Source organism: Paracoccus cavernae, assembly GCF_042430175.1.
GTDB classification, from domain to species: Bacteria; Pseudomonadota; Alphaproteobacteria; order Rhodobacterales; family Rhodobacteraceae; genus Paracoccus; species Paracoccus cavernae.
In genome coordinates this window covers 114,950-137,636 of the sequence record NZ_JBHMDZ010000047.1, presented here as the reverse complement: position 1 = coordinate 137,636, position 22,687 = coordinate 114,950, and the positions used below count along the sequence as shown (strand labels likewise).

Here is a 22,687-nt window from a genome sequence, read left to right as displayed (position 1 = left end):
AGACATGTTTCAACCGCAGGTTTAGACTGTCTGGTTCGCTTCAGCTTGACTATGCTGCCATCTGGTTGGGCCTGTTGGCCCGTGTTGGTGGTGTTTTCGGTAGGTTTGTCATGCCTGTAACGATCAATGCTTGGGGTTTCGACCCTTTCTACAACTTTGGCCCCGGGGGTCTTCCGCCCGGCTGGACCACAGAGATCGTCACCCACGAAATCCGCGACAGCTCCGGCCCCGCTTTCGATCTCGGCAATGTCCTGACCGAGATCACGCTGAACGATACCGACGGCAATGGCGAATATGGCGCGGGCCAAGGCGATCAGGCGGTGATTGGCGGCGAGACCTATACGATCATCAGCATTTTCGACACCGATCAGGTCGTCATCGACGGCCAGACCTATACGGTCGTTACCTTTCTCATGAACGGTCCCGCCGACATCTCGATCTCGCTGCCCCTGATCAACGGCAAGGTCGCTCCGGCTTTCCCGGGCATGCTGACCCGCGCAATCGCCGACCAGAACGCGGCGCAGGCGGTTATTCCGGTGGGTGACGTCATCTGTTTCGCCGCAGGCACAATGATCGAAACCGATCGCGGACCGCGTGCCGTCGAAAGCCTCGAGGTGGGCGATCTGGTGCTGACGCGCGACCACGGGCTGCAGGCTGTGCGCTGGCTGGGCTGTGCGCCGGTCTCGCGCGCCGCGCTGGACGCCGCGCCGCATCTGCGCCCGATCCGCATCCGCGCCGGCGCGCTTGGCGCGGGCATACCCGCCGCCGATCTCGTGGTTTCGCCGCAGCACCGCATCCTCGTCAGCTCGAAGATCGCGGCACGGATGTTCGGGACCGCCGAGGTTCTCGTCGCGGCCAAGCAGCTTTCGGGCCTCGACGGGATCGGGATCGACGCGGATCTGCCCTCGGTCGATTACTACCACATCCTGCTCGACCACCACGAAATCGTTTTCGCCAATGGTGCCGAGGCCGAGACGCTGCTGACCGGCCCCGAGGCGCTCAAGACCCTGAGCCCCGCATCCCGCGCCGAGATCGAGATGCTCTTTCCCGAACTGGCCGCGCCCGATTACGCCGCCCGTCCCGCCTATCCGCTCGCGCGCGGGCGCGAGGCGCGCAAACTGGCCGAGCGTCACCAGCGCCACGGCCGCGCCCTGGTCTGATCGCCTCGGGGGCGCTTAGTCCAAAGCCTCGAGGATCGCGCGGGTTTGCGGCATCCGCGCGAGGCTCGCGTCAAGGCGCGCTTGCCACCGCGTGCCGGTTTCGCGGGCGGTCCGGTAGGCCTCGAGCAGATCGAAGGGGCGCTCTTCGGCCAGAATGCGGATGAGGTAATCGGCCTGTGCGCGGTCCTTTTCGGCCTTCTGCCGCCCGTCTCCATCCCCCGCGCTTTCGCGCCGCCGGTCCGCCACGATCAGCTTGTGGATCGCGAAACGCTCGGGGCGCGGCACCTGCACCAGCGCGCCGTCGCGGTAGAGAAAGGGAACCTCGATCGGCTCGGCGATCAGATAGTTCAGATAATGCAGGCTTTGCGCGCTGACCCCCAAGGCGGGCAGGTCGCGCAGGTCTTCATCGGCGCTGAACGACGGCGTCAGGAATTCGACCAATGTGCGGCGCTCCGAACCTGCCCACCGCCAGACGCGGCCCTTTTCCAAAGAGGGCAGCGGCTCGAATTTCAGCTCGTCGAAAGCTTTGGTCAATGGCTCGCTGACCTGATCTTCCAGCGCGATCGAGAGACGCTCGAAACTGGCGATGTCGATGTCGTCGGTCAGCGCGGCGCGGTCCGAGGACATCATGCGCCCGAGCTCGCCCTCGTAGCAGCGGAAGGCCTGCGTGCCGATCAGCGTGCCGCCCAGACGAAAGACGCCGGCGCGGCTCATCGCCAGAATGATGCGGCCGGTGACGACATCGGCGGTCAGAAAACCTTCGGCGCGCAGGATGCGCATCAGGCGGGCGCGCTCGCGGGCGTCGTCCTTGGCGCGGGCACGGATCGCAGCGGCATCGTCCAGACGGGCGCGCAGCTCCTCGCTGTCGGGGCCGATGTATTTTTTCACCACCTGATCGCCGACGCGGTAGGCGTCATACCAATAGGATTTCCCGCCGATTTCGCGTTTGGTCGGGCTGCCGCGCAGTTCCGAGACCCGCTCGTCGCGCAGATGGCGGCGCAGGTCGATCCATGCCGCCATCCCGATCGGGCTGACCGCGCGGCCGGGGCTGGTGTCGAAGAAAGAGGCGGCCATTGTCCCTCCGCGAAATTACCCAACAAAGATTTGTTTGTTGGATATAGGGCGGAAGCGCGATTTGCACAACGAAAAAATCTTTGTTGGGTAAACGCGGGAAGGCAAGGCGCGCCCATGAAAAAACCCGCCGCAAAGGGGCTGCGGCGGGCTTTCCGAAGCGCGATAGGCAGGCCGGTGAGGGGCCTACATGCTGGCCTCGAACAGGGCGCGGGTGTTGTCGCGCGTCATCTCGATCGGGTTGCCGCCGCAGCTGGGATCTTCCAGCGCCATCTCGGTCAGCTCGTCCAGACGGGCGCGTTCGACCCCCATTGCGCTCAGGTTTTGCGGGATGCCGAGTTCCGCGCGCAGGTCGATGACGCGGGCGCGGAAGCCGTCGAAACCGCCCTTGATGCCCAGATAATCGGCGGCGCGGCCCAGAAGGGTCTCGATCGCGGGGCGGTTGAAATCCAGCACCATCGGCATGACCACGGCATTCGTCGTGCCGTGATGGTTGCCGTAAACCGCACCGACCGGATGGGACAGGCTATGGATCGCGCCAAGGCCCTTCTGGAAGGCGGTCGCGCCCATTGCCGCCGCGCTCATCATCTGGGCGCGGGCTTCGAGGTCGTCGGGCGTGTGATAGGCGCGGGGCAGATATTCGTTGACCAGACGCAGCCCCTCCAGCGCGATGCCCTGCGACATCGGGTGGTAGAAGGGCGAGCAATAGGCCTCGAGGCAATGGGCAAACGCGTCCATGCCGGTGCCTGCCGTGATGAATTTCGGCATGCCGACGGTCAGTTCGGGATCGCAGATCGTCACCGCGGGCATCAGCTTGGGGTGGAAGATGATCTTCTTCTTATGGGTCTGCGAATTGGTCAGAACGCCCGCGCGCCCGACCTCGGAGCCGGTGCCCGCCGTGGTCGGAACCGCGATGATCGGCGCGATTTTTCCGGCATCCGCGCGGGTCCACCAATCGCCGATATCCTCCAGATCCCAAACGGAAATCGTCTGGCCCGCCATCAGCGCGATCATCTTGCCCAGATCCAGCGCCGAGCCGCCGCCGAAGCAGATCACCCCGTCATGACCTCCCGCCTTATAAACGGCGATGCCCGCATCCATATTGCCCTCGTTCGGGTTCGGATCGACATCGGAAAAGACCGCGCGGCCAAGGCCAGCCGCGTCCAGAATGTCCAAGGCGCGCGCGGTGATCGGCAGGCCCGCCAGCGCCTTGTCGGTCACCAGAAGCGGGCGTTTGATGCCCACGGCCTGCGCCTGTTCGGCCAGTTCCGAAATGCGGCCCGCGCCGAATTTGATGGCGGTCGGATAGGACCAGTTCGCACGAAGGTTCATTTCGTCACCTTTTTCAGATGGTAGGATTTGGGCCGGGTCAGGGCCAGATAACCAAGGTTGGACAGGGCCGCGCCGCGGCCGGTGTCTTTCGTGCCGGTCCAGACCAGAGCGGGGTCAAGATAATCGGCGCGGTTCATGAAGATCGTGCCGGTTTCAAGATGGTTGCCGATCTCGGCCGCCGCATCGGCATCCTTGGTCCAGATCGAGGCCGTCAGCCCGTAATCGCTGTCGTTCATCAGGGCGATCGCCTCGGCATCGTCCTTGACCTTCATGATGCCGACGACGGGGCCGAAGCTTTCTTCGCGCATGACGCGCATGTCGTGGGTGACATCGACCAGCACCTGAGGCGCCAGATAGGCGCCGCCGTCATCGGCGGGGAAATGCGCGGGATCGATCAGGGGTTTGGCACCCGCAGCCACGGCCTCGGCCACCTGTCCGCGCACGACATCGGCGAAACGGCGATGCGCCATCGGGCCCATCGTCGTCGCGGGGTCATGGGGGTTGCCAAGCGTCATGCCGTTGACCCAAGTGACTGCTTTTGCGACGAAATCATCGTAAAGGCTTTCATGGACATAGATGCGCTCGATCCCGCAGCAGCATTGGCCAGAGTTGAACATCGCGCCGTCCATCAGCCCGTCCACCGCCGCATCCAGATCGGCATCGGCGCGGACATAGCCCGGATCCTTGCCGCCCAGCTCCAGCCCCGTGCCGGTAAAGGTGCCCGCCGCCGCGCGCTCGATCGCGCGACCGCCACCGACCGAGCCGGTGAAGTTCACGAAGCCGAAGCTGCGCTCGGCAATCAGCGCCTCGGTCGTGTCGTGATCGAGGATCAGGTTTTGCATGATATCGGCCGGAACGCCGCCTTTTTGCAGCGCAGCCGCCAGACGCTCGCCCGCCAGAAGGGTCTGGCTTGCGTGTTTCAAAACGACCGCATTGCCCGCGACCAGCGCCGGAACCACGGTGTTGATTGCGGTCAGGAAGGGGTAGTTCCACGGCGCGATGACGAAGATCACGCCCAAAGGTTCGCGCCGGATTTCGCGGCGGAAGGTCTCGCTGTCTTCGGCCTGAACGGGGGACAAAGCCTCCTCGGCGATGGCGAGCATATGGTTCGCGCGCTCGTTCACGCCGCCGAACTCGCCGCCATAGCGCACCGGACGGCCCATCTGGTCGGCAAGCTCGCCCACGACCGCGTCCTTCATCTCGTTCAGCGCGGCAAGGCCCGCGCGCACCCGCACGATCCGTTCGGCCAGGGGCAGGGCCGCCCAAGCGGGCTGCGCCGCGCGGGCGCGGGCGACCGAGGCGCGGGCCTCGTCCAGCGACAGCTGCGGCCTTTCGATCAGCACCTCGCCATTCACCGGCGAGATCAATTTGGTGGTCTTGGTCATGTCATCCTCTTGGATACCGGATGGATTACCGGCGTTCCGGTTAACTCAGGCGCGTTCGAAGCCGCGGGAAATCTCGAAATCGGTGACAACGCGGTTGTGTTCCTGCACCTCCCATTCGGCGGCGCGGGCATAGTGGTCGACCACCTCGTCGCCCATTGCGCGGCGCAGCATGTCGGAACCCGACAGTTCGGCAATCGCCTCGGGGAGGGTGGTCGGGATCTGGCGGGCCGATTGCGCGGCATAGGCGTCTCCGGTAAAGGCGGGCTCGAGCGCGAGCTTCTTTTCGATCCCTTCGAGCCCCGCCGCCAAAAGCGCGGCGCAAGCGAGATAGGGGTTCAAATCCGAACCTCCGATCCGGCATTCGACGCGCACGCCCGGACCATGTTCGCCCACGACGCGGAAACCGGCGGTGCGGTTGTCGACCGACCAGATCGCCTTGGTCGGCGCGAACAGTCCGGTGACGAAGCGCTTGTAGCTATTGACGAAGGGCGCAAGGAAACAGGTCAGCTCGCGAGCATGGGTCAGCTGGCCCGCCATATAATGGCGCATCAGATCGGACATGCCCTGATCGGCCTTCGGGTCGAAAAAGGCGTTCTTGCCGTCCCTGAACAGCGACTGGTGGACATGGCTGGAAGAGCCCGCATGTTCATGGGAATATTTCGCCATGAAGGTCGCGGATTGCCCGTGCAGATGGGCGATTTCCTTGGTCGCGGCCTTGACCAGCGCATGCATGTCGCCGGTGTCCAAAGCGTCGGAATATTTCACGTTGATCTCGTGCTGGCCGGCATCGGCCTCGCCTTTCGAGTTCTCGACCGGCACGCCCGCCCCGTAAAGCCCGTTGCGCAGATCGCGCATGACCGGTTCGTCGGCGAAGGTGCTGGTCAGCGCGTAATCGACGTTATGGCGCGCGGTCGGCACGAGGCTGCGATAGCCTTGGTCGAAATGGTCCTTGTAGGTATTGGCGAACAGATAGAACTCCAGCTCGGTCGCCATCATGGGTTCCAGCCCCATGGCGCGGGCGCGTTCGATCTGGCGGCGCAGTACGCTGCGCGGGGCATGGGGGACCAGCTCGTGGGTCTTGTGGTCGATCACATCGACCATGCAAAAGGCGGTCGAGGGGATCCACGGCAGGCGCCGCAGCGTCGAGAGATCCGGCTTCATGACATAATCGCCATAGCCCGAGGACCAGTTGGTCGCGCGGTAGCCCTGCACCGTGTTCATGTCGAGATCCGTTGCCAAAAGATAGTTGCAACAATGGGTTTCGGCCGGATTCTCGATAAAGTGCTGGGCGTGGAAACGCTTGCCCATCAAACGGCCCTGCATGTCGACAAGGGCGACGGTGACGGTATCGATCTCGCCCCGCTGAACGGCGTCTTTCAGGGCTTCAAAGGTAAGATTGGCAGGCATGACGGACTCCGGAGGGGGAATGGGCGCGCACCACGGCGCGCGCCCGTCTGACAAAAGGCGCGCGCGATCAGCCGTAGCGATAGGGCGGGCCGGCCTTTTCCATCGCCTCGTTGTATTCCTTGATCTTGGCGACGACCTGCGCCTTGATCTCGGATTCCGCGGCGATCTCGTCCCAGAACTCCTTGGCGGCGGCCTCGACCGTGGCCCATTCGGCGGCGGGGATCGTGGTCAGTTTCATCTTGTCGCCGCCGACGCGCAGTTTGGCCTCGCCCGCCCAATACCAGTGCTGGCGGTAGTAATGGGACTGGTCGAAGACGGCTTTCATCAGCTCGCGCAGATGTTCGGGGACTTCCTCCCAACGCTTCTGGTTGGCGAAGAAATGCCCGATCCATGCGCCCGAGATGCTGTTGGTCAGGAAGTTGCCGGTCGCTCCGGCCCAACCCACGGTGTAATCCTCGGTGATGCCCGACCATGCGACGCCGTCAAGTTCGCCGGTTTGCAGCGCGACCTCGATGTCCTCCCACGGCAGGGTCACCGGAACGACGCCGAATTTCGCAAGGAAGCGGCCCGCCGTCGGGAAGGTGAAGACGCGCTTGCCGTTCAGATCCGCCAGCGCGTTGATCGGCTGTTTGGTCGCGAAGTTGCACGGATCCCACGAGCCGGCCGAGATGTGCTGGATGCCGTGTTTGGCATATTCGGCCTTCCAGATCTCGTCGAGGCCGTAGTGGTTGAACAGTGCCGGTACATCGAGCGAATAGCGCAAGGCGAAGGGGAAATAGCCGCCGAAAACAGTGACTTCGGTCGGGCTGGCCATGCTGTCGTCATCGGATTGCACCGCGTCGATCGTGCCGTTCTGCATGGCGCGGAACAGCTCGCCCGTGGGGACGATCTGATCGGCGTAGTAAAGCTCGATCTCCATCTGGCCGTTGGCGATCTTGTTGAAGGCGTCGATCGCGGGTTTGCAGACATGCTCGCCCAAAGCGGCACCCGCATAGGTCTGCATGCGCCATTTCAGCGGTGCGCCTTGCGCGATTGCGGGGGCGGAAAGGGCGCTGGCGCCTGCGGCGGCCAAGGCTCCGGTGGTCAGGAACTTCCGTCTTGTCGTGGACATTCTACTTGCTCCCTGTTGGTTGAGATATGTTTGTTTTTCTTTGCTTTATTGTCCGTAAATCGAATGGGGCAGCCACATGGCGATCCCCGGGAAGGCGATGACGAGACCCAGCGTCAGCACCATGATCAGCACGAAAGGCAGGACCGAACGGTAGATCACGCCAAGCGTGAAATCCTTTGGTGCCATCGCCCGCATCAGGAACAGGTTGTAGCCGAAGGGCGGGGTCAGATAGGCGATCTGGCAGGTGATCGTGTACAGGATGCCGTACCAGACCAGATCGAAGCCGAGCGTGCGCGCCATGGTGACATAGATCGGCGCGACGATGACCAGCATGGCGGTGTCGTCAAGAAACATGCCCAGCACCAGAAACGAGGCCTGCATGATCAAAAGCACCTGCAACGGCGAGAGCTTCATTTCGCCGATGAAAAGCTGCTCGATCGCGCGGCCCGCGCCCAGCCCGTCGAAGACCGCGCCGAAGCTGAGCGCCGCCATGATGATGAGCATGAACATGCAGGTGATGGCCAGCGTCTGGCGGGTCGCGACTTCAAAGACCTGACGGGTGAAGCGGCCCTTGATCACGGCGGCGATTACCGCTGTCAGCGCGCCGATGACGCTGCTTTCGGTCAGCGAGGTCCAGCCCTTGACGAAGGGGATCATCATCGCGGCAAAGATGATCAGCGGCAGAAAGCCCGCGCGCAGCAGCCGGAACCGTTCGGACCAGGTGATGGCGGCGCGCTCGGCGGCGGGCATCGGCGGTGCGAGGGAGGGGTTAAGCGTGCAGCGGATCAGGATATAGGCGATGAAAAGCGCCGCCATGAGCAGGCCCGGCACGATCCCCGCCAGCCAGAGCTGGCTGACCGGCTGGCGCGCGATCAGCGAATAAAGCACCAGCACGACCGAGGGCGGGATCAGGATGCCGAGGCTCGATCCGGCCTGAATGACGCCCGAAATCATCGGCTTGTCGTAGCGGTGTTTGACGAGTTCCGGCAAAGCGATGGTCGCCCCGATCGCCATGCCCGCGACCGACAGCCCGTTCATCGCGGAAATCATCACCATCAAAAGCACGGTCCCGATCGCAAGCCCGCCCGGAAGCGGGCCGAACCAGACGTGGAACATGCGGTAAAGATCCTCGGCCAGTCGGCTTTCCGACATGACATAGCCCATGAAAACGAACATCGGCAGCGTCAGCAGCGCGTTCCAGCGCATCACCTTCATGACGGCGGAAAAGCCCATATCGGTTCCGCCCGGCCCCCAAAGCAGCAGCGCCGCCAGAACCGCGACAAAGCCGATCGCCCCGAACACCCTCTGCCCCGTGATCATCATCAAGAGCATGGTCGAGAACATCAGGATGGCGATCCATTCATAGCTCATCTGTCGACGTCTCCGGTAAGAGGTTTGGGGATTTCCTGCCCGCGGATGATGGCGATATCGCGGATCAGATGGGCGATCGCCTGAAGGATCATCAGCAAAAAGCTGAGTGTTATGATTACCTTGATCGGCCACAGCACCGGCCGCCATGCAGTGGGCGCGCGCTCGGATACGCGGAAACTATAGGCGGTGCTGTCGACCGCGCCCCAAAGCATCACGCCCAGATAAAAGAGCAGGCAGAAGATCGTGACGATGTCCCAAACCGCCTGCCGCTTGAGCGGAAGCCGCGCGTAAAGCAGGTCCATTCGGACGTTGGCGCCAAGCTGCATCGCATAGGGCGCGCCCAGAAGATAATAGGCGACCAGCGTGAACTGCGCCATTTCCAGCGTCCAGAGCGAGGGCACCTTGATGATTTTCGTGATCGAGGACCACAAAAGCACCCCCATGATCACGAAGAGCAGATACATCGCGAACCGGCCGAGGCGGTAGTTGAGCGCCTCGACGCGGTGGACGTAACAGACGGCCCAATTCGGCATCACACCACCTCCGAAACGGCGTCGCGGATCACGGGGGCGAGGCGCTCGGCCATTGCCCTTTGTGCCGCGGGAGTTGCGATCAGATCATTGCGGATTTCCAGCATGGCATGGGCCAGACCCAGCGGCGTCGCATGGAGCGCCAGCGTATGGGTCACGCCGTCGGCCGCGCTATAGGGCTCGTTGAGGCGGGTCATCAGGCCGGTCGGACGCGCGGCAATCGCGCGGGCCAGACGGTCGTCCTCGTCGTGGATGATGCCCAGCTCGACCGCGCGGGGATTGCCGAAATAAACCGGCGTGAAACTGTGGACGGTGATCAGCGCGGTGGGCTTGCTCACCGCCAGACGCCGCGAAAGCAGGGCGAAAAGCGCCGAATGGAAGGGCAGGTAATGCGCTTCGGTCCGGCTCAGACGCTCGTCAGGGGAAAGCGCGCGATTGCCGGGGATCGGGTGGATCTCGCTTTTCTCGGGCATGGCGCCGGCGGCATCGGGCGGGCGGTTGAGATCATAGATCAGACGCGAGGCGGTGGCGCGGATCAGCGGCGCATCAAGGAGCGCGGACAGTCCCTGCGCCAGCCCCAAAGCGCCCGGATCCCATGCGATATGCGCCTCGCGCTGCACCGGATCGAGCCCGAGCCCCGCCGCGGTCGCGGCCAGATCATTGGAGGCATGTTCGCAGACGATGACCGCGGAACCTGCGCCCGTCGCATTCTCGATTTCGAAAAACGGTTTAAGATCAGTCACGCCGTCCCCCCGCACAGAACCTCGCCTGCTTGTGATCAGGTTGGAACGGGAGCTTCGATTCTGTCAATAATATTTCAGTATGGGAATTTTCTGGTAAATTCTTTACGGTCGAGCAGTGCCGCGAGGAGAAGCAGATGCGCGAAAAAGACCCGATCCCCGATCCGCAACCGGATCAGAAAGATGATGTCGAGGGGGTCGCGGCGGGGGCGGACATGCCCGAAAACCATACCGAAGCAGGTGTCGAAAACGGGGCTCCGGTCTCGGGCGCGATCGAGGATCGTCTGCGCCGCCATTTCGGCCAGCTCACCCCGTCGGAGCGCCTTTTGGCCGACCATCTGACGCGCAACTTTCCCGTGGCGGGCTTGGGTTCTATGACGCTTTTGGCCAAAGAGGCGGGGGTCTCGACGCCCACGGTTTTGCGCATGGTCCAGAAGCTCGGATTTCGCGGCTATCCCGAGTTTCAGGCCCAGCTTCGCGACGAGGTCGAGGCGCGGCTCGAATCACCCTTGTCGAAACAGGCGCGCTGGACGGGAGGCGCGCCCCAGACCCATATCCTCAACCGCTTTGCCGATGCGGTTCTGGCCAACCTGACGCGCACGCTCGGCCAGATCGACCATGCCGATTTCGACGCCTGCGCCGCGCTTCTGGCCGATCCCGACCGGAGAATCATCGTGACCGGCGGGCGAATCACCCATCCTCTGGCCGATTATCTGGTGACCCAACTGGGCATCGTGCGGCCGGGGGTGGCCTCTCTGCCGAGCAACTCCAATACCTGGCCTTCGGTCCTGCTCGAGATGCGGCGCGGCGATGTTCTCGTCGTTTTCGACATCCGCCGTTACGAGGCCGCGACGCTGCAACTGGCGGAAATGGCGGCGGAGCAGGGGGCCGAGGTCGTGCTTTTGACCGATCCCTGGCTCAGCCCGATCGCCCATCACGCGCGCTTCCGCTTTGCTGCGCAGATTCAGGTCCCTTCCGCTTGGGATAGCACGACCGCGCTGATGGTTCTGGTCGAGACGCTTCTGGCTGCCGTCCAGCAGATCAACTGGGACCAGACGCAGGAGCGTATGACGCGGCTCGAGGGGCTTTACGAGCGCGCGAGCCTGTTCCGGCGTGGCGGCAAGGGCTGATTATCCCTTTATGATCAGGTCTTTGACCGGAAGGCGTGCCTTTGGGGCGATCTCGGGCGCGGGGCCTGCGCGCCAGACGGTGATCAGGCGGCGGCCTTGCGGGATCGCGAAACGCCCGCGCAGGACCGCCGCGGTTTCGGGGTCGTCTGCCAGCACCGCCATCGGCCAAAGCGACAGGCCCTCGGCGGCAAGGGCCAGCCAGAGCCTGTAGAAAATCCGGCCGGTTTCGACGGGCGATTCACCCTCGGGACGGTGGAAGAGCACGAGGGCGGTCGCGCTTTTGGTCTTGGCGGCCTCGCCCAGAAGCATGCGCTGGAGGCCGAGCGCGCCGGTCAGGCGAAACAGGGTCTCGCGGCCGAGAATCCGCCCCGCTGCCGCGCCCTCGAACCCCGACAGCTGCAACGCCTCCAGATTGAGCCCGTCGCGCGCGAAATCGGGATGGCGGCGCGACAGCCGCATCCAGCCCAGAAGCTCGCGGCGATAGGGCGAATGGCCGTAAAACCGCAGGCTCGCATCATCGTTGAGCCGCGCGAGAACCGCGATATCCTTGGGCGACAGCGCCAAGGCAAGGTCGTCGCGGCGGCCTTCCAAGGCTTCGATGCTGCGTCGCGCCTCGGGCGTCGGGGCCATGAAAGCGCCGCGCCACGTCGCGCGTCGCCCGATCGCGGAGGCCAGCGGATCGGGCGTGCCTCCGGTCTGGGCAATCCCCCGAGCGGCGATACGCAAGCCTTTGAAATCACTACTAGATTTCCAAAGGTCGCGGTAACCGCCAAGCGCCAGACCCAGCTCGGACAGCGCCAGCGCCGTCCCCTCGATCGCGGCCCCGCAGGACAGGCCCGCATCGCGCAGTTGCGGATCGCCGACCCCGAGAAACCGCGCCGGATCGGCCAGCAGCGTGATGGTGCCGTCGGGCGCGAAATGCCAGCGCGCGGGCTGGGTGTTGTGGACCGAGGGCGCAAGATTGGCGCGCGCCACCAGTGCCTCTTGCAGGATCTCGTTCAGAATCACGCCAAAGCCTTCCGAAACAGATGCAGACGGTGGAGCGGTTTGCCTCCGACCTTTTCCAGCTGGCGCAGGCTCGCGGCATTCACATCCGCAATCCAGGTGCCGCCGACCTTGTGGTAGCCCGCCTGTTTCATCGCCGAAAGCACATGCCACAGCATCAGCGGATTGAGCCCCGCGCCGTGAAAATCGGGCATGACGCCCTGAAAAATGATCACCGCGCGCCGCCGCGTCAGCCGGTAGCGCAGATAGTGCCAAGGCGTCGACCAACGCAGCCTTGCCCCCGTCGCGCGCACCAGAGGGTTGAGGTCGGGAATGGCGATCACCGCACCGACCGGCGCGCCCTTGCGCATCAGCACGACGGAAATCCGCGTATCAAGAATGGCCTTCATCTCTTTGGCCTGAAAGTGGAATTCCTCGGCAGAGACCGGCACGAACATCGGATTGTCGGTGAAGGAGGCGTTGAGGATCACGCGCGCATCTTCCATCCGTGCCGCAAGGGTTTTGCGGTTCACCGGCGCGAAGGAATACTCGCCCGAGGCGAGATGCGCCTTTTGCTTGGGCCCGAGCAGCCGCGCCGGATCGAGGCTTTGCAGGTCGATCTCGGAGGTGGTCATCGGGAAGTCCCGGGCGTAGCCGTTGGCCTCGAGCAGGCGGACGATATGGGGCGGATTGTAGATCTGGTCGGTATAGGGCGCGGCATCGAACCCGTCGGTCACGACACCGGCCTGCTGCATCGCGGTCAGGTTGAAATTGCCCGCGATCTCGGTCATGCCGCGCGCTTTCGCCCAGGTCTCGGCGTAAGTCAGCAGCGCGCGCGCCGCATCGGGATCGTCGCCGCAATCGAAAAAGCCGAAATGGGCGCGGGTCTCGTTATGGCGTGCATTCGAGGCGCGGTGGATATGGGCGGTGATGCGTCCGACCGGAAAGCCGTTCCGGTGCGCGGTGAAAAAGGCGATGTCGTCGGGGCTTTGGAACAGGGGGTTCTCGACGGGCGACAAAAAGCGCGCCAGATCGGCCCGCATCGGCGAGACATAGAGGCTGTCTTGCCCGTAGGCGTGGGAAGGGGCCTGAAAAAAGGCCTCGAAATCACCGGTGCGCAGTTCGATCATCATCTTGATCCGCAAGCAAAAGGGCCACGCGCTGGATCGCGCGCAATTCGGTTTCGGCACCCGGATGGCTGGCCATCGCGGGCAGGTTCAGGGCGATCAGCCGAAGAGGCTCGCGCGCGACCAGCATCAGATGCGAGACCTGATAGCGCGAGAAAAGCGCCTGCAATTGCTCGTCAGGATCGGCTTTGGGGCCACGATGCTGGCGCAGGGGATCAGCGGCGAAGGCGGCGGCAAGGGCCTTTTGGTCAAAGCCCGCAAGCTCCTTTGCCCCGAGAGCAATCGCGCCTTCGGTGGCGAATTCCGCGCGCAGCCCCTCGAGAAAGGCGGCTTGGTCGCCCTTCTTGCTGGCGGCGATGCGGCGCAGCAGCCCGTCGCGGCGGCTGTCGGGTCTCAGGTTCATCGCCTCTGTCACCGTCGCGACCAAAAGCAGTGCCGAGAGGACCAGCGCGACGGCGCGGATATGGCCCGCGAGGTCAAGTTCGGCAATCCGTGCGATCGCGATCCCGAAGGCCAAAGCCGCCAGTGCAATCACCGCGAAAGCGCGGATCGTGGCGCGGTGGTCGAGCGTGCTGCGCCCCATCGAAACCGCGAGCCAGCAGACCGCCAAAATCGCAACCCCGCCCAAACGCACGGGGAAATGCAGCCAGGGCAGGTGGAATTCGGTCAGCAGGAACGGCAGGATCAGGGCCAGAGACAAGGCAATGCGGTCGATCAGCCAGTTTTCATTGGGCGAAAGGCTGTCGCGGTTGCGGCTCGCGACCAGCCAGCCGGTCGCGACAAAGCCGGCAAACTGGAAGGCAAGAAGGGCGATGGCGCGGTAGGGTTCGACCGCGGGAGCGGGCAGGAGGGCCAGCACGGCAAAGACCAGCCCGCCGATCAGCGTGAAACCTTTGAGCCAAAGCGGGGCATGGCGGCGCAAAAGCCCCTCGGTCAGCACGACCATGGCGATCGGGATCAGCGCGGCGGCGACCAGCATCAGCGCGAGAAAGAGCCCCGCGCCGCTTTGCCACCACAACAGCCGCCCGCCGAGAAAGACCGTCACCGTGATCAGCCCCAGCCGGAAGCGGCCGGTCTGCGCATCGAGCGGGCCGGCGCGGCGCAAAACCCCCAGCACCACCCAGAGCCCGAGGATCGCCGCGAGCGAGATCATGCTGTCGGCGATCAGGGCCGGACCGGAAAAGCCTCCGCCCATGGTCTAGCCCGTCATCCGCTGCAGGGCGCGGCGCACGAGCGGGCGCAAAAGCGCGGCGCTCACGGGGTTGCGCGGATGCTCGACACGGCCGCGCATCGGGTTGAAGAACCAGCCGCGCTCGGTCGTGGCGCTGTTTTGGCCGGTCACGATCGCCGCGACCTCATAGGCCATGAGCATGCCGGTCGTGACCACCATCGGCGCGAAGGACATGCGCGAGCGTTTGCCGGCCGCGACCTCTCCGGCCAGAGCCAGATCGATGTGATGGCGCGAGGAGGAATGGAGCATCACATATTCCGCCTCGCGCAGGAACGCCTCGGCGCGCTGGTCGGGCGTGAGCGCCTCCGGGGCGGTCGCGAGCGTCGGATAGGCCAGACGCTCCTCGGGCATCGGGCGGCCGGGGCGCGTGACATAGATCGAGGGCAGCGGCGCGGCATAGGCGTCGATGACGGTTTTGCCCAAAGCGCGCGCGCGTCGGTAAAGGATCAGCGAGGCCGCAAGATCGTCGGTGCCGTTCACCACCACATCGGCCGCGCCGATCAGCCGGTCGGCATGTTCGGCCCAATCGGCGTCGAAAACCTCGATCTCGGCTTGTGGGTTGATCGCCAGACAGGCATCGCGCGTGGCCTGCGCCTTGTGCCGGCCCACGGTCGACAGATTGGCAAAGAGCTGGCGGTTGAGGTTCGAAACCTCGAAAACATCAAGATCGGCCAGGGTCAGATGCCCGATCCCCATGCGGATCAGCGCCTGGACCGAGGCCCCGCCCATGCCGCCGGTGCCGCAGACAAAGACCCGTGCCGCGCGCAGGCGCTCTTGCTGGTCCTGCGTGATAAATCCCAGATTGCGGGTGGTCAGCTCGCCATAGATGAAGGCGGGGCCGGTGGAGGTGGCGGCGGCTTGCGCGCCGTGATCGGTGGTCATTTCCAAGGCCGGAGCCCTCCCCATTGGCGGCTGGAATCGAGCCAGTAGACCAGCGGCAGGATCAGACCCTGAAGCCCGACCAGCGCGCCCGAGACCAGCAGATGGCGCAGGGATTCGCGGGGCACCGCGCCGGTCAGATATTTGCGCGCCGTCGCCAGATCCATCTGGCCCAGTTGCAGGAAGTCGTCGCCGCGATCATAATCAAGCGACTGTTCACAAAAGGTATTATACTTTTCATCGCGGTGTTTCGCGGCCTCGGCATAGGTTTTCTTCAGCCCGTCCGAGCCGCCGGTATAGGCGTTGGTGATGATGAAATGCGGCTCGTCGAAGCCTGCATCCTTGCCCACGCCGAAGACATGGCGGTGCTCCTCCATGATCGCGCGCGCCAGTTGCAGCTGGTCGAAACGGGGCGATTGCGGTCCGTCGGGCGCGGGATAGACACCCGAGAAGCCCTCGGAGACGAGACCCACCACGGCGGGCACCTGCGTCACATTGGAAATCCAGAAGGGCCGCAGCTGGTTGCGCAGGAAAATCACCAGACAGGTCAGCCCGTAAAGCACCCAGGACAGGCCCTTGCTGCGAGCCTCGGGATTGACCAGCACGAGGCCGAGATGGACGACCTGCTGGATCTGGCCGTTCAGCGGCACATCCATCACCGCCAGCGCGTTGAAAGCGATCGGGTGGCGGTCCTTGCGGCGGTAAACCAGCGTGATGATGCTGTCCGACATCCGCGAGCGGTCGGCGGCAAAAACGCCGTAGCTCAGCGCTTCGCGGGGCAGGGTCGCTTCGGCCACGCGCCGCAGATCCTTCGAAAGCGCCTGAAGCTCGGCCTCTTTCATCCAGCAGCCGGGGCGCTCGATGATGCGGGTCTCGAGATCCGCGCCGACACGCAGCCGGGCATCGAGCGTGGATTGGGTGAGGGACTTCAACCAGATACGCATCATGAAACGGTTGTCGCTTGGCCGCGCGCCGGAGGCAAGCCCGTCTTTGATCCGCCCGCGAGGAGGGCCGCATCAGGCTGCGGCCCCCGAAGTTTGCGGCTCCGAACCCGATTAGGCCGGATCATTCTCGCGGCGCAAAGCCGGAAGGCCGACGCCGGTCGCATCGAAGCCGCCATCCGCGGCCAAAGTCTGGCCCGAAATGAAGCTGGCTTTTTCCGAGCACAGGAAAACGATCGCCTCGGCAATCTCGCGCGCCTCGCCATAGCGGTTCAGCGGGATCGCGTCGTAATAGGCCGAGATGATTTCCGGCGCATGGACCGCCATCGCCAGCTTGGTGCGCACCGGACCCGGCGCCACGCAGTTGACGCGGATGCCCTGTTCGCCCAGTTCGGCCGCGAATTGCTTGGTCAGATGGATGACGGCGGCTTTGGAGGTGCCGTAGGCCACCCGCAGCGTCGAGGCGCGCAGCCCCGAGATGGAGGCGATATTGACGATCGCGCCCTTGGTTTTTGCCAGCTCGGCGGTCGCGGCCTGCGTGCACAGGAAAACCCCGTCGAGGTTGGTGGCCATGACTTCGCGCCATTCCTCGTAGCTCGTGCGGCCTGCGCGGGCGAAATGCGCGACGCCCGCGTTGTTGACCAAAGCATCGACGCGGCCGAAACCCGCAACGGCCTCGGCGACCATGCGCTCGACATCGGCGGGGACCGAGATATCGGCCTCGACCGGCAGGACATTGGCGAGTTTCGAGGCGACGGCGTGAAGCTCTGCCGTGTCGCGGTCAACCATGACCACGCGCCAGCCCTGCTCGAGGAAAATCTCGGTGGCGGCCAGACCGATGCCGCGGCACCCGCCGGTGACGATGACGACTTTGCTCATGTTTTTCTCCCTTGGAATGCGGAATTCTTTGGCCTCGGGGCGGGGTGGCGGCCTTCGCCCGGGCCGACCTTTGCGCGCATGCTGCATCCTGTGCCCGGGACGTCAGACCCCTGCGGGTTCCGGCGGTCACGAAGCGGCATGATGTCCTCCTGATGCGGCTTGGCCTGTGGCGGCGTTCCGGGTCCATATTATGGATCGAAACGCCTTGGTTAAGCATTGATTTCGGCGATATTTCGCGGGGAATTGAGGGGAAATGCAAGCGGAAACTGATACGCAAAAAGTCCCTGTCCGAGAATTCCGGAGAGGGTTCCATCTCGTGGAATTGCGGGGCCTCTGGGGGCCGGTCCCGACCGGCCCCTCATCCTGCCCGCCTAGCGGCGCGGGCGCGTTACGGCGGGGCCTGCAAGCGGGATGATGCAGATCAGCGCGGCCAGCAGGACGAATGCGGCGGGCAGGCTCGCGATCTGGGCGACAAATCCCAAAAGCGCGGGGCCGAGCAGGATGCCCGCATAGCCCACGGTCGTGACCGCGGCGATGGCAAGTGCGGGCGGCATGACGCTTTGGCGTCCCGCCGCGCTGAACAGCACCGGCACGATATTCGAGGCACCAAGCCCGATCAGCACGAAACCCGCCAGCGCAAGGCCGGTGAGGGGCGCGCCAAGCGTCAAAAGGATGCCGAAGGCCGCCAGAATCCCGCCGGCAATCAGGATTCTCGTGCTGCCGACGCGCAGGACGACCCGATCGCCGCTGAGCCTGCCGATGGTCATCGCCCCCGCGAAAAGCATATAGCCGATCCCGCTTTGCTCCGCGCCGAGCAGATCGCGCGCGACGATCAAAAGCGCGCCCCAATCGAGCACCGCCCCCTCGACGAGGAAGGTGATCCCCGCGAGGACCGCGATCAAAAGCACGGTGCCGCGCGGCCATGAAAAGGGCACGGGCTCTCCGGCTTTGGCACGCAGAAGATGGGGTGCGGCGAGGACGAGCATCAAGAGCGACAGCAGACTCCCGCAGCCCGCAGCCCAGGCCGGAGCCATCCCGAGCGAGAGCAAAAGCGTCATGCCTGCCGCTCCGGCAAAGCCTCCGATGCTGAACATGGCGTGGAAGCCCGACATCAGCGGGCGGGTGGCGTCGCGCTCGACCTCGACGGCATGGATATTGATCGCGACATCCAAAAGCCCGAGCGCCGCGCCGAAAAAGGCCAGCGCCACCGCCAGCGCAACCGCGCTTCCGGCCAAGGCGAGCATGGGCAAAAGCACCACCAGACCCAAAGCGCCCGCAACGATCAGGGGCCTGCTGCCGTGGCGCGAGGCCAGCCAGCCGGTCGCGGGCATCGCCACCAGAGAGCCCGCGCCGAGGCAGAGCAGCAAAAGCCCGAATCCCGCATCATCGACGCCGACATTGGCCTTGGCGATCGGCACGAGGGGCGCCCAACAGGCCATGGCGAAACCCGCGATGATGAAGCCGAGCCGCGTGGCGAGACGGGTTTTCGGGGTATCGTTCGACATGGGTGAAGATCCTTCGCGGCAGAAAGCGGGTCGGGGCGGGGCAGATCGGGCGCGGCCGGTCCCGAAGGGTTTGCTGCGCAGATTTCGCGCGAAGGCGGGCAGGCCGCAAGCGCTGATGGGGGTGGGGCGTCGATTTTCTGCCCGTTGCCGCCGTCTCTCCTGACCAAGGGCAGGGCCGTGCGGCGGGAAAGAGGCCGCCCGCAATCGCGCGACGCGGGCGGCGGCGTGTTCTGGGGGCGGGTTCCCGCCAGAACGGATGGTTTCGCGGAGGGTCGCGTTTAGACGCGTTCCTCGCGCAGATCGACGGTGGCGGGGGTGAAGGGCTCCACATCGACCATCTGCGCCACGCCGTTGAGAAACTCGGTCGGGGTCGAGGGGTCGAGATGGGCGAGCTGCCATGTCGCGAACCGCCACCAGCGCAGATGCAGCATGCGCGCGATGATGCCGGGCGGCAGGCGCATGCGGCGGATCACGGCGGGATTGCCCGCAACGATGGCATAGGGCGGGACGTTCTTGGTCACGACCGCGCCCGCGCCGATGATCGCGCCGTCGCCGACCGTGACGCCTGCACGCACGATCGCGCCATGGCCGATCCAGACGTCATTGCCGATCGTGGTGACCTGCTCGCGGGTCGGGGGGCCGTTCTCGAAGGTGAAGGCCGCGCTGTGATAGCCCTCGGCGCCGGGGAATTTATGCCCCAGCGTGAAGATCCTGTCGCGCAGATAGAAGGCGGGCGAAGTCGAGGCCCAGGTCATCGGATGGTTCTGCCGCCCGATCTGGACATCCTCGCCGAACGAGCAATAGCGCCCGATCCGATCCGAGCCGCGGCGCAAAAGCCCGAGACCTGATAGGAGAACGCCCCGAGCTCGATCGAATTCTCGTAAACCGTCCATTTCAGGCTGGAGGGCGCCTCCAGCACCGTATGCTGCGGCATCGAGAATTCGGTGCCGCCGCCGCGCGGCAGAACCTCCACGCCGCGCTCCGCCAAGCCTTTGTAACTTACCATAACCATTGTCGTTCACTCCGTAGGCGACAGCATGGGTTTGGACGATTGCTGTGCCGTCTGCAGCGCCTCGGACGGGCGCATATTGGTATTGGTTTCACCGGCGGCCGCAAAATGGGCCAGAATATTGCCGGCGGGATCGGGACCGAGCGGGACCGCGACCCCTTGCGGCGCGGATTGCACGGCCGTGCCCTGTGCGCCCAGATCGAAGGCCAGAACCGGCAGGCCGGTCGCGATCGCCTCGTGGGTCGTATAGGAGAACGTCTCGGGCCAGACCGAGGGGATCAGCCAATGGGTGACCCCGTAATGGGTCGCCAGATCGCCGATGTCGCGCGGCCGGTAGGGGCCGGTGACGGTGATTTCGGGCGGCAGGGCGTATTTCGGATCGATCCGCCCGATCAGCACGAGGCCCGGACGCGGGGCTTGTGCCCGTTTGTCCGCCGCGCCAGCATTGGCGGGGGCGGTGATGCGCCGCGCGATCTCGGCCACGACCGCCGCGCCTTTGGGCTGGCCGATGCTGCCCAGAACGCCGATCACCGGCGGTGCGCCCTCTGCCGGTGCGGGAAGGGCGGCGACAGGCTCGATGATCGAATGGGCGATCACGCGGATGCGCGGCGCGAGATCGGGCCAGACGGTCGCGACAATGGTGCGGCTGTCTTCGGAGAAGACCGTCAGATGGTCCGCCTTGGCGGCAAGGACATGCCAGGCCTCCTGCCAGACGCTCAGAGGGATCTGCACGCCTTTGCCGGTCACGAAGCGATGCGCGGGATCGATACGTCCGGCCACCGGCACGCCGCGATAGACCCCGTCGGAATCGAGCAGCGTGTAGGAGGGCGAGATCGGCAGGAAGTCGTGGAAAAGAACGTCCAAAACGTCCTGGGCGCGGTGCATGCTGGCCATCAGGCGCGGCAATTCATGCGGGGCGCGGTCGCCCACGCCGCAGGAATAGATCAACCGGCGCTCGGGCAGGATATCGAGCAAGGCCGCGACAATCGCGAAATTGTCGGTGCTGCCGGTGGTGCGGCCCATGGGCGAGATCAGCTCGATCCGCCAGCGCCGCGCGCCGCCGATACGCAGCACGACTGCCGCTCCTGCGGCCTCGGGCGAAAGCTCTTGCGCGATCTTTTGTTCGAGATAGTGATCGGCCCCGCCGCCGAGCGAATGGGACAGATAGACGGGCACCATCGGGCGGTCGGGGTCTTGCGCGCGCAGGCTGCCCGCCCAGGCGAGACCCAGCGCCAGACGGCTGGTCGCCAGCGGGTCGCGCGCGATAAAGTTCTGGACGTCGGTGTCGAAGGCGGGATAGCGCCGCGTCACGATCTCGCCGTTTTGCAGGATGCGTGCCTGCTTTTCCGCCGAGCCGAAGCTCGATCCGCCGCGATGCTCGACAAAGAGGTTCTGCACCGCCACATGCCGGCCGCCCAAAGCGCGCACGCTTTGGCACCAGTCGACCTCTTCGCCATAGCCCTTGCCGAAAACCGTGTCGAATTGCGGGACTTTCTTGAGCCAGTCGCGCGCGATCGCCATGCAGAAACCGACGCCGGTCGGCACTTCGACCCAATCGGAGCCGAGATTGAACCGTGCCGCAACCGCGTCGATCGCATCACCCTGACCGGGCGCGAATTCCGACGGGCGGCAGATCTGGGGCACGTTGAAAATCTCGGCATCGCTCGACATCGGCGTGCTCGAGGCGATCTCGGGATCGCTGGTCAAAGGCGCGCATAGCCGGCCGACCCAGTTGTCGGGCAGGAAAGCATCCGAGTTGAGCAGAAGGATCGGCCCCGCGGCCTCGCGCTTGCTGCCCTGTTCGAGCGCCATGGCGAAACCGGCGTTGACGCTGCCGATAAAGCCGAGATTGACGGCATTCTCGATCACGTCGATTGCGGTGATGCGGCCCTGGCCCTGATGCGTGCGCGCGAAATCGCGCAGGAAAGGGCGGATGCGCGGATCGGTCGAGCAATCCTCGATCAGGATCAGCCGCACGTCGGTTTCGGTGGTGCGCAACAGGCGGTCGAGCGCCTCGGTCAGCAGTTCGAACGCATTATAGACCGGCAGGACAACGGTGATGTCGCTCGGGCAGGGCAGGTCCTTGGGCTTGGCGCTGTCGAGAATGCGCGGATCGAGCGGCTGGTCGACCACGACCGGATCGACAAAGCCGAGCGTGTTCTTGACGGTCGCGCGCGCCTTGCCCGAGCGCGTCAGCCGCCACCACAAGATCGCGGGCGTCGAGCGCAAAAGCGCGGCCAGAAAGCGCCGCTTCAGGCGCAGGTGCTCGCGCCGCGAGGCCATGCCGGGAACATCCAGCGCAAGCCGCTCTCCGGTTTCGCGCAGCACCGACAGGCGCGGGGAGGGGTTGTCGCAGAGGCCCTGCCACGATGCGGGCAAGACCAGCTCGAAGCCGCAGGCCGCGGGTAGGCCGGTCGCGCGCTGGACATCCTCGCGCAGGAGCTGGGGCTGGGTGGTGATTTTCAGCCCGGGCAGGGTCAGCGTGATCTCTTTGGCATGGGCCCAGCCTTGAATGCGGACGCGGCCCTGTGCGAATTCGGCGCGGTCGACAAAGCCGATCGGTTGCCCTTCTTCGCCAATCCGGTGCGGTCCCGAAGAGGTTTTGGCATGGGTCGTGGCATAGCGGTGGAAGACGGCGCGCAGGCGGTGGGACATGCTCATATCCGTGATCCGATCATTGCACTGGAAGAATGTCTTTGCGGGCTGGATTGACGAGCCTGTCGAATTGGGGTGGTGCGCAAAATGTATTAATCCCTATGCCGGAAAGTGTCCGGTTGATCGGAGTGGCCATAGGCCATGCTGTGCCTATGAAAGCTTCTGTTAAACATAGGCGATTCGAAATCTATAGGGAAAATTTCGAAATTCGTTCCCGCTAAGCGGAATAATTCCGAAGTA

General features: G+C 64.7%; 20 protein-coding genes. 2 read left to right on the top strand and 18 right to left on the bottom strand.

The features are described 5' to 3' along the window. The first annotated feature begins 110 nt into the window (after nt 1-110). Nucleotides 111-1,160, top strand: coding sequence for a Hint domain-containing protein (locus ACFFUC_RS16630; RefSeq protein WP_377687990.1), 1,050 nt, complete (start codon nt 111-113; stop codon nt 1,158-1,160). Nucleotides 1,161-1,175: 15 nt separating this feature from the next. Here ACFFUC_RS16630 and ACFFUC_RS16625 read toward each other — a convergent pair whose 3' ends face one another. The 8 genes from ACFFUC_RS16625 to ACFFUC_RS16590 form a co-directional block, all read right to left on the bottom strand. Further along, the gene (locus ACFFUC_RS16625; protein ID WP_377687989.1) at nt 1,176-2,234 is read right to left on the bottom strand and encodes a nucleotidyltransferase family protein; all 1,059 of its coding nucleotides are present in this window, start codon (nt 2,232-2,234) and stop codon (nt 1,176-1,178) included. Nucleotides 2,235-2,417: 183 nt separating this feature from the next. Continuing rightward, entirely contained in the window at nt 2,418-3,563 is a 1,146-nt protein-coding gene (locus ACFFUC_RS16620) for an iron-containing alcohol dehydrogenase (RefSeq protein ID WP_377687988.1), read from the bottom strand. Then, a complete protein-coding gene (locus ACFFUC_RS16615) occupies nt 3,560-4,948 on the bottom strand; it encodes an aldehyde dehydrogenase family protein (RefSeq protein ID WP_377687987.1) in 1,389 nt (462 codons plus the stop codon). The genes ACFFUC_RS16620 and ACFFUC_RS16615 overlap by 4 nt, the downstream gene beginning before the upstream one ends. Before the next feature lie 45 nt (nt 4,949-4,993). After that, the gene (locus ACFFUC_RS16610) at nt 4,994-6,355 is read right to left on the bottom strand and encodes a glutamine synthetase family protein (protein WP_377687985.1); all 1,362 of its coding nucleotides are present in this window, start codon (nt 6,353-6,355) and stop codon (nt 4,994-4,996) included. 67 nt (nt 6,356-6,422) lie between these two features. Continuing rightward, on the bottom strand, nt 6,423-7,466 hold the full coding sequence (locus tag ACFFUC_RS16605) for a TRAP transporter substrate-binding protein (protein ID WP_377687984.1): 1,044 nt from the start codon (nt 7,464-7,466) through the stop codon (nt 6,423-6,425). A 45-nt stretch (nt 7,467-7,511) separates the two neighbouring features. Further along, the gene (locus ACFFUC_RS16600) at nt 7,512-8,837 is read right to left on the bottom strand and encodes a TRAP transporter large permease (protein WP_377687983.1); all 1,326 of its coding nucleotides are present in this window, start codon (nt 8,835-8,837) and stop codon (nt 7,512-7,514) included. Continuing rightward, nucleotides 8,834-9,370 (bottom strand): TRAP transporter small permease subunit, encoded by a 537-nt coding sequence (locus ACFFUC_RS16595; RefSeq protein WP_377687982.1) that lies wholly within the window; start codon nt 9,368-9,370, stop codon nt 8,834-8,836. The genes ACFFUC_RS16600 and ACFFUC_RS16595 overlap by 4 nt, the downstream gene beginning before the upstream one ends. Then, complete coding sequence (locus ACFFUC_RS16590; RefSeq protein ID WP_377687980.1) at nt 9,370-10,110, bottom strand: N-formylglutamate amidohydrolase; 741 nt, start codon at nt 10,108-10,110, stop codon at nt 9,370-9,372. The genes ACFFUC_RS16595 and ACFFUC_RS16590 overlap by 1 nt, the downstream gene beginning before the upstream one ends. Nucleotides 10,111-10,244: 134 nt before the next feature. Here ACFFUC_RS16590 and ACFFUC_RS16585 point away from each other — a divergent pair, with 134 nt between their 5' ends. After that, complete coding sequence (locus ACFFUC_RS16585; RefSeq protein WP_377687979.1) at nt 10,245-11,237, top strand: MurR/RpiR family transcriptional regulator; 993 nt, start codon at nt 10,245-10,247, stop codon at nt 11,235-11,237. On the opposite strand, the gene ACFFUC_RS16580 is transcribed toward ACFFUC_RS16585, so the two are convergent. From ACFFUC_RS16580 to ACFFUC_RS16535, 10 genes are all read right to left on the bottom strand, one after another. After that, a complete protein-coding gene (locus ACFFUC_RS16580; protein WP_377687978.1) occupies nt 11,238-12,245 on the bottom strand; it encodes a hypothetical protein in 1,008 nt (335 codons plus the stop codon). Further along, complete coding sequence (locus tag ACFFUC_RS16575) at nt 12,242-13,354, bottom strand: hypothetical protein (RefSeq protein ID WP_377687976.1); 1,113 nt, start codon at nt 13,352-13,354, stop codon at nt 12,242-12,244. The genes ACFFUC_RS16580 and ACFFUC_RS16575 overlap by 4 nt, the downstream gene beginning before the upstream one ends. Then, a complete protein-coding gene (locus ACFFUC_RS16570) occupies nt 13,329-14,543 on the bottom strand; it encodes a hypothetical protein (RefSeq protein ID WP_377687975.1) in 1,215 nt (404 codons plus the stop codon). The genes ACFFUC_RS16575 and ACFFUC_RS16570 overlap by 26 nt, the downstream gene beginning before the upstream one ends. Before the next feature lie 3 nt (nt 14,544-14,546). Next, a complete protein-coding gene (locus tag ACFFUC_RS16565) occupies nt 14,547-15,461 on the bottom strand; it encodes a ThiF family adenylyltransferase (protein WP_377687974.1) in 915 nt (304 codons plus the stop codon). Further along, nucleotides 15,458-16,405: a hypothetical protein gene (locus ACFFUC_RS16560; protein WP_377687973.1), complete on the bottom strand. Its 948-nt coding sequence runs from the start codon at nt 16,403-16,405 to the stop codon at nt 15,458-15,460. The genes ACFFUC_RS16565 and ACFFUC_RS16560 overlap by 4 nt, the downstream gene beginning before the upstream one ends. Nucleotides 16,406-16,513: 108 nt before the next feature. Beyond that, nucleotides 16,514-17,278, bottom strand: a complete 765-nt coding sequence (locus ACFFUC_RS16555; RefSeq protein ID WP_377687972.1) for an SDR family NAD(P)-dependent oxidoreductase — start codon at nt 17,276-17,278, stop codon at nt 16,514-16,516. A gap of 371 nt (nt 17,279-17,649) precedes the next feature. Continuing rightward, nucleotides 17,650-18,783, bottom strand: coding sequence for an MFS transporter (locus tag ACFFUC_RS16550; RefSeq protein ID WP_377687971.1), 1,134 nt, complete (start codon nt 18,781-18,783; stop codon nt 17,650-17,652). Between the two features lie 278 nt (nt 18,784-19,061). Then, the gene (locus ACFFUC_RS16545; RefSeq protein ID WP_377687970.1) at nt 19,062-19,538 is read right to left on the bottom strand and encodes a CatB-related O-acetyltransferase; all 477 of its coding nucleotides are present in this window, start codon (nt 19,536-19,538) and stop codon (nt 19,062-19,064) included. Continuing rightward, nucleotides 19,535-19,789 (bottom strand): hypothetical protein, encoded by a 255-nt coding sequence (locus ACFFUC_RS16540; RefSeq protein WP_377687969.1) that lies wholly within the window; start codon nt 19,787-19,789, stop codon nt 19,535-19,537. The genes ACFFUC_RS16545 and ACFFUC_RS16540 overlap by 4 nt, the downstream gene beginning before the upstream one ends. A 12-nt stretch (nt 19,790-19,801) precedes the next feature. Beyond that, nucleotides 19,802-22,447, bottom strand: a complete 2,646-nt coding sequence (locus ACFFUC_RS16535) for a glycosyltransferase (RefSeq protein ID WP_377687968.1) — start codon at nt 22,445-22,447, stop codon at nt 19,802-19,804. Nucleotides 22,448-22,687: the final 240 nt, after the last annotated feature.

What these genes read in the sequence shown, in the direction of transcription:
- ACFFUC_RS16630 (WP_377687990.1), top strand. Translation starts at nt 111, where the DNA reads ATGCCTGTAACGATCAATGCTTGGGGTTTCGACCCTTTCTACAACTTT.
- ACFFUC_RS16625 (WP_377687989.1), bottom strand. Translation starts at nt 2,234, where the DNA reads ATGGCCGCCTCTTTCTTCGACACCAGCCCCGGCCGCGCGGTCAGCCCG.
- ACFFUC_RS16620 (WP_377687988.1), bottom strand. Translation starts at nt 3,563, where the DNA reads ATGAACCTTCGTGCGAACTGGTCCTATCCGACCGCCATCAAATTCGGC.
- ACFFUC_RS16615 (WP_377687987.1), bottom strand. Translation starts at nt 4,948, where the DNA reads ATGACCAAGACCACCAAATTGATCTCGCCGGTGAATGGCGAGGTGCTG.
- ACFFUC_RS16610 (WP_377687985.1), bottom strand. Translation starts at nt 6,355, where the DNA reads ATGCCTGCCAATCTTACCTTTGAAGCCCTGAAAGACGCCGTTCAGCGG.
- ACFFUC_RS16605 (WP_377687984.1), bottom strand. Translation starts at nt 7,466, where the DNA reads ATGTCCACGACAAGACGGAAGTTCCTGACCACCGGAGCCTTGGCCGCC.
- ACFFUC_RS16600 (WP_377687983.1), bottom strand. Translation starts at nt 8,837, where the DNA reads ATGAGCTATGAATGGATCGCCATCCTGATGTTCTCGACCATGCTCTTG.
- ACFFUC_RS16595 (WP_377687982.1), bottom strand. Translation starts at nt 9,370, where the DNA reads ATGCCGAATTGGGCCGTCTGTTACGTCCACCGCGTCGAGGCGCTCAAC.
- ACFFUC_RS16585 (WP_377687979.1), top strand. Translation starts at nt 10,245, where the DNA reads ATGCGCGAAAAAGACCCGATCCCCGATCCGCAACCGGATCAGAAAGAT.
- ACFFUC_RS16575 (WP_377687976.1), bottom strand. Translation starts at nt 13,354, where the DNA reads ATGATGATCGAACTGCGCACCGGTGATTTCGAGGCCTTTTTTCAGGCC.
- ACFFUC_RS16570 (WP_377687975.1), bottom strand. Translation starts at nt 14,543, where the DNA reads ATGGGCGGAGGCTTTTCCGGTCCGGCCCTGATCGCCGACAGCATGATC.
- ACFFUC_RS16565 (WP_377687974.1), bottom strand. Translation starts at nt 15,461, where the DNA reads ATGACCACCGATCACGGCGCGCAAGCCGCCGCCACCTCCACCGGCCCC.
- ACFFUC_RS16560 (WP_377687973.1), bottom strand. Translation starts at nt 16,405, where the DNA reads ATGATGCGTATCTGGTTGAAGTCCCTCACCCAATCCACGCTCGATGCC.
- ACFFUC_RS16555 (WP_377687972.1), bottom strand. Translation starts at nt 17,278, where the DNA reads ATGAGCAAAGTCGTCATCGTCACCGGCGGGTGCCGCGGCATCGGTCTG.
- ACFFUC_RS16550 (WP_377687971.1), bottom strand. Translation starts at nt 18,783, where the DNA reads ATGTCGAACGATACCCCGAAAACCCGTCTCGCCACGCGGCTCGGCTTC.
- ACFFUC_RS16545 (WP_377687970.1), bottom strand. Translation starts at nt 19,538, where the DNA reads ATGACCTGGGCCTCGACTTCGCCCGCCTTCTATCTGCGCGACAGGATC.
- ACFFUC_RS16540 (WP_377687969.1), bottom strand. Translation starts at nt 19,789, where the DNA reads ATGGTAAGTTACAAAGGCTTGGCGGAGCGCGGCGTGGAGGTTCTGCCG.
- ACFFUC_RS16535 (WP_377687968.1), bottom strand. Translation starts at nt 22,447, where the DNA reads ATGTCCCACCGCCTGCGCGCCGTCTTCCACCGCTATGCCACGACCCAT.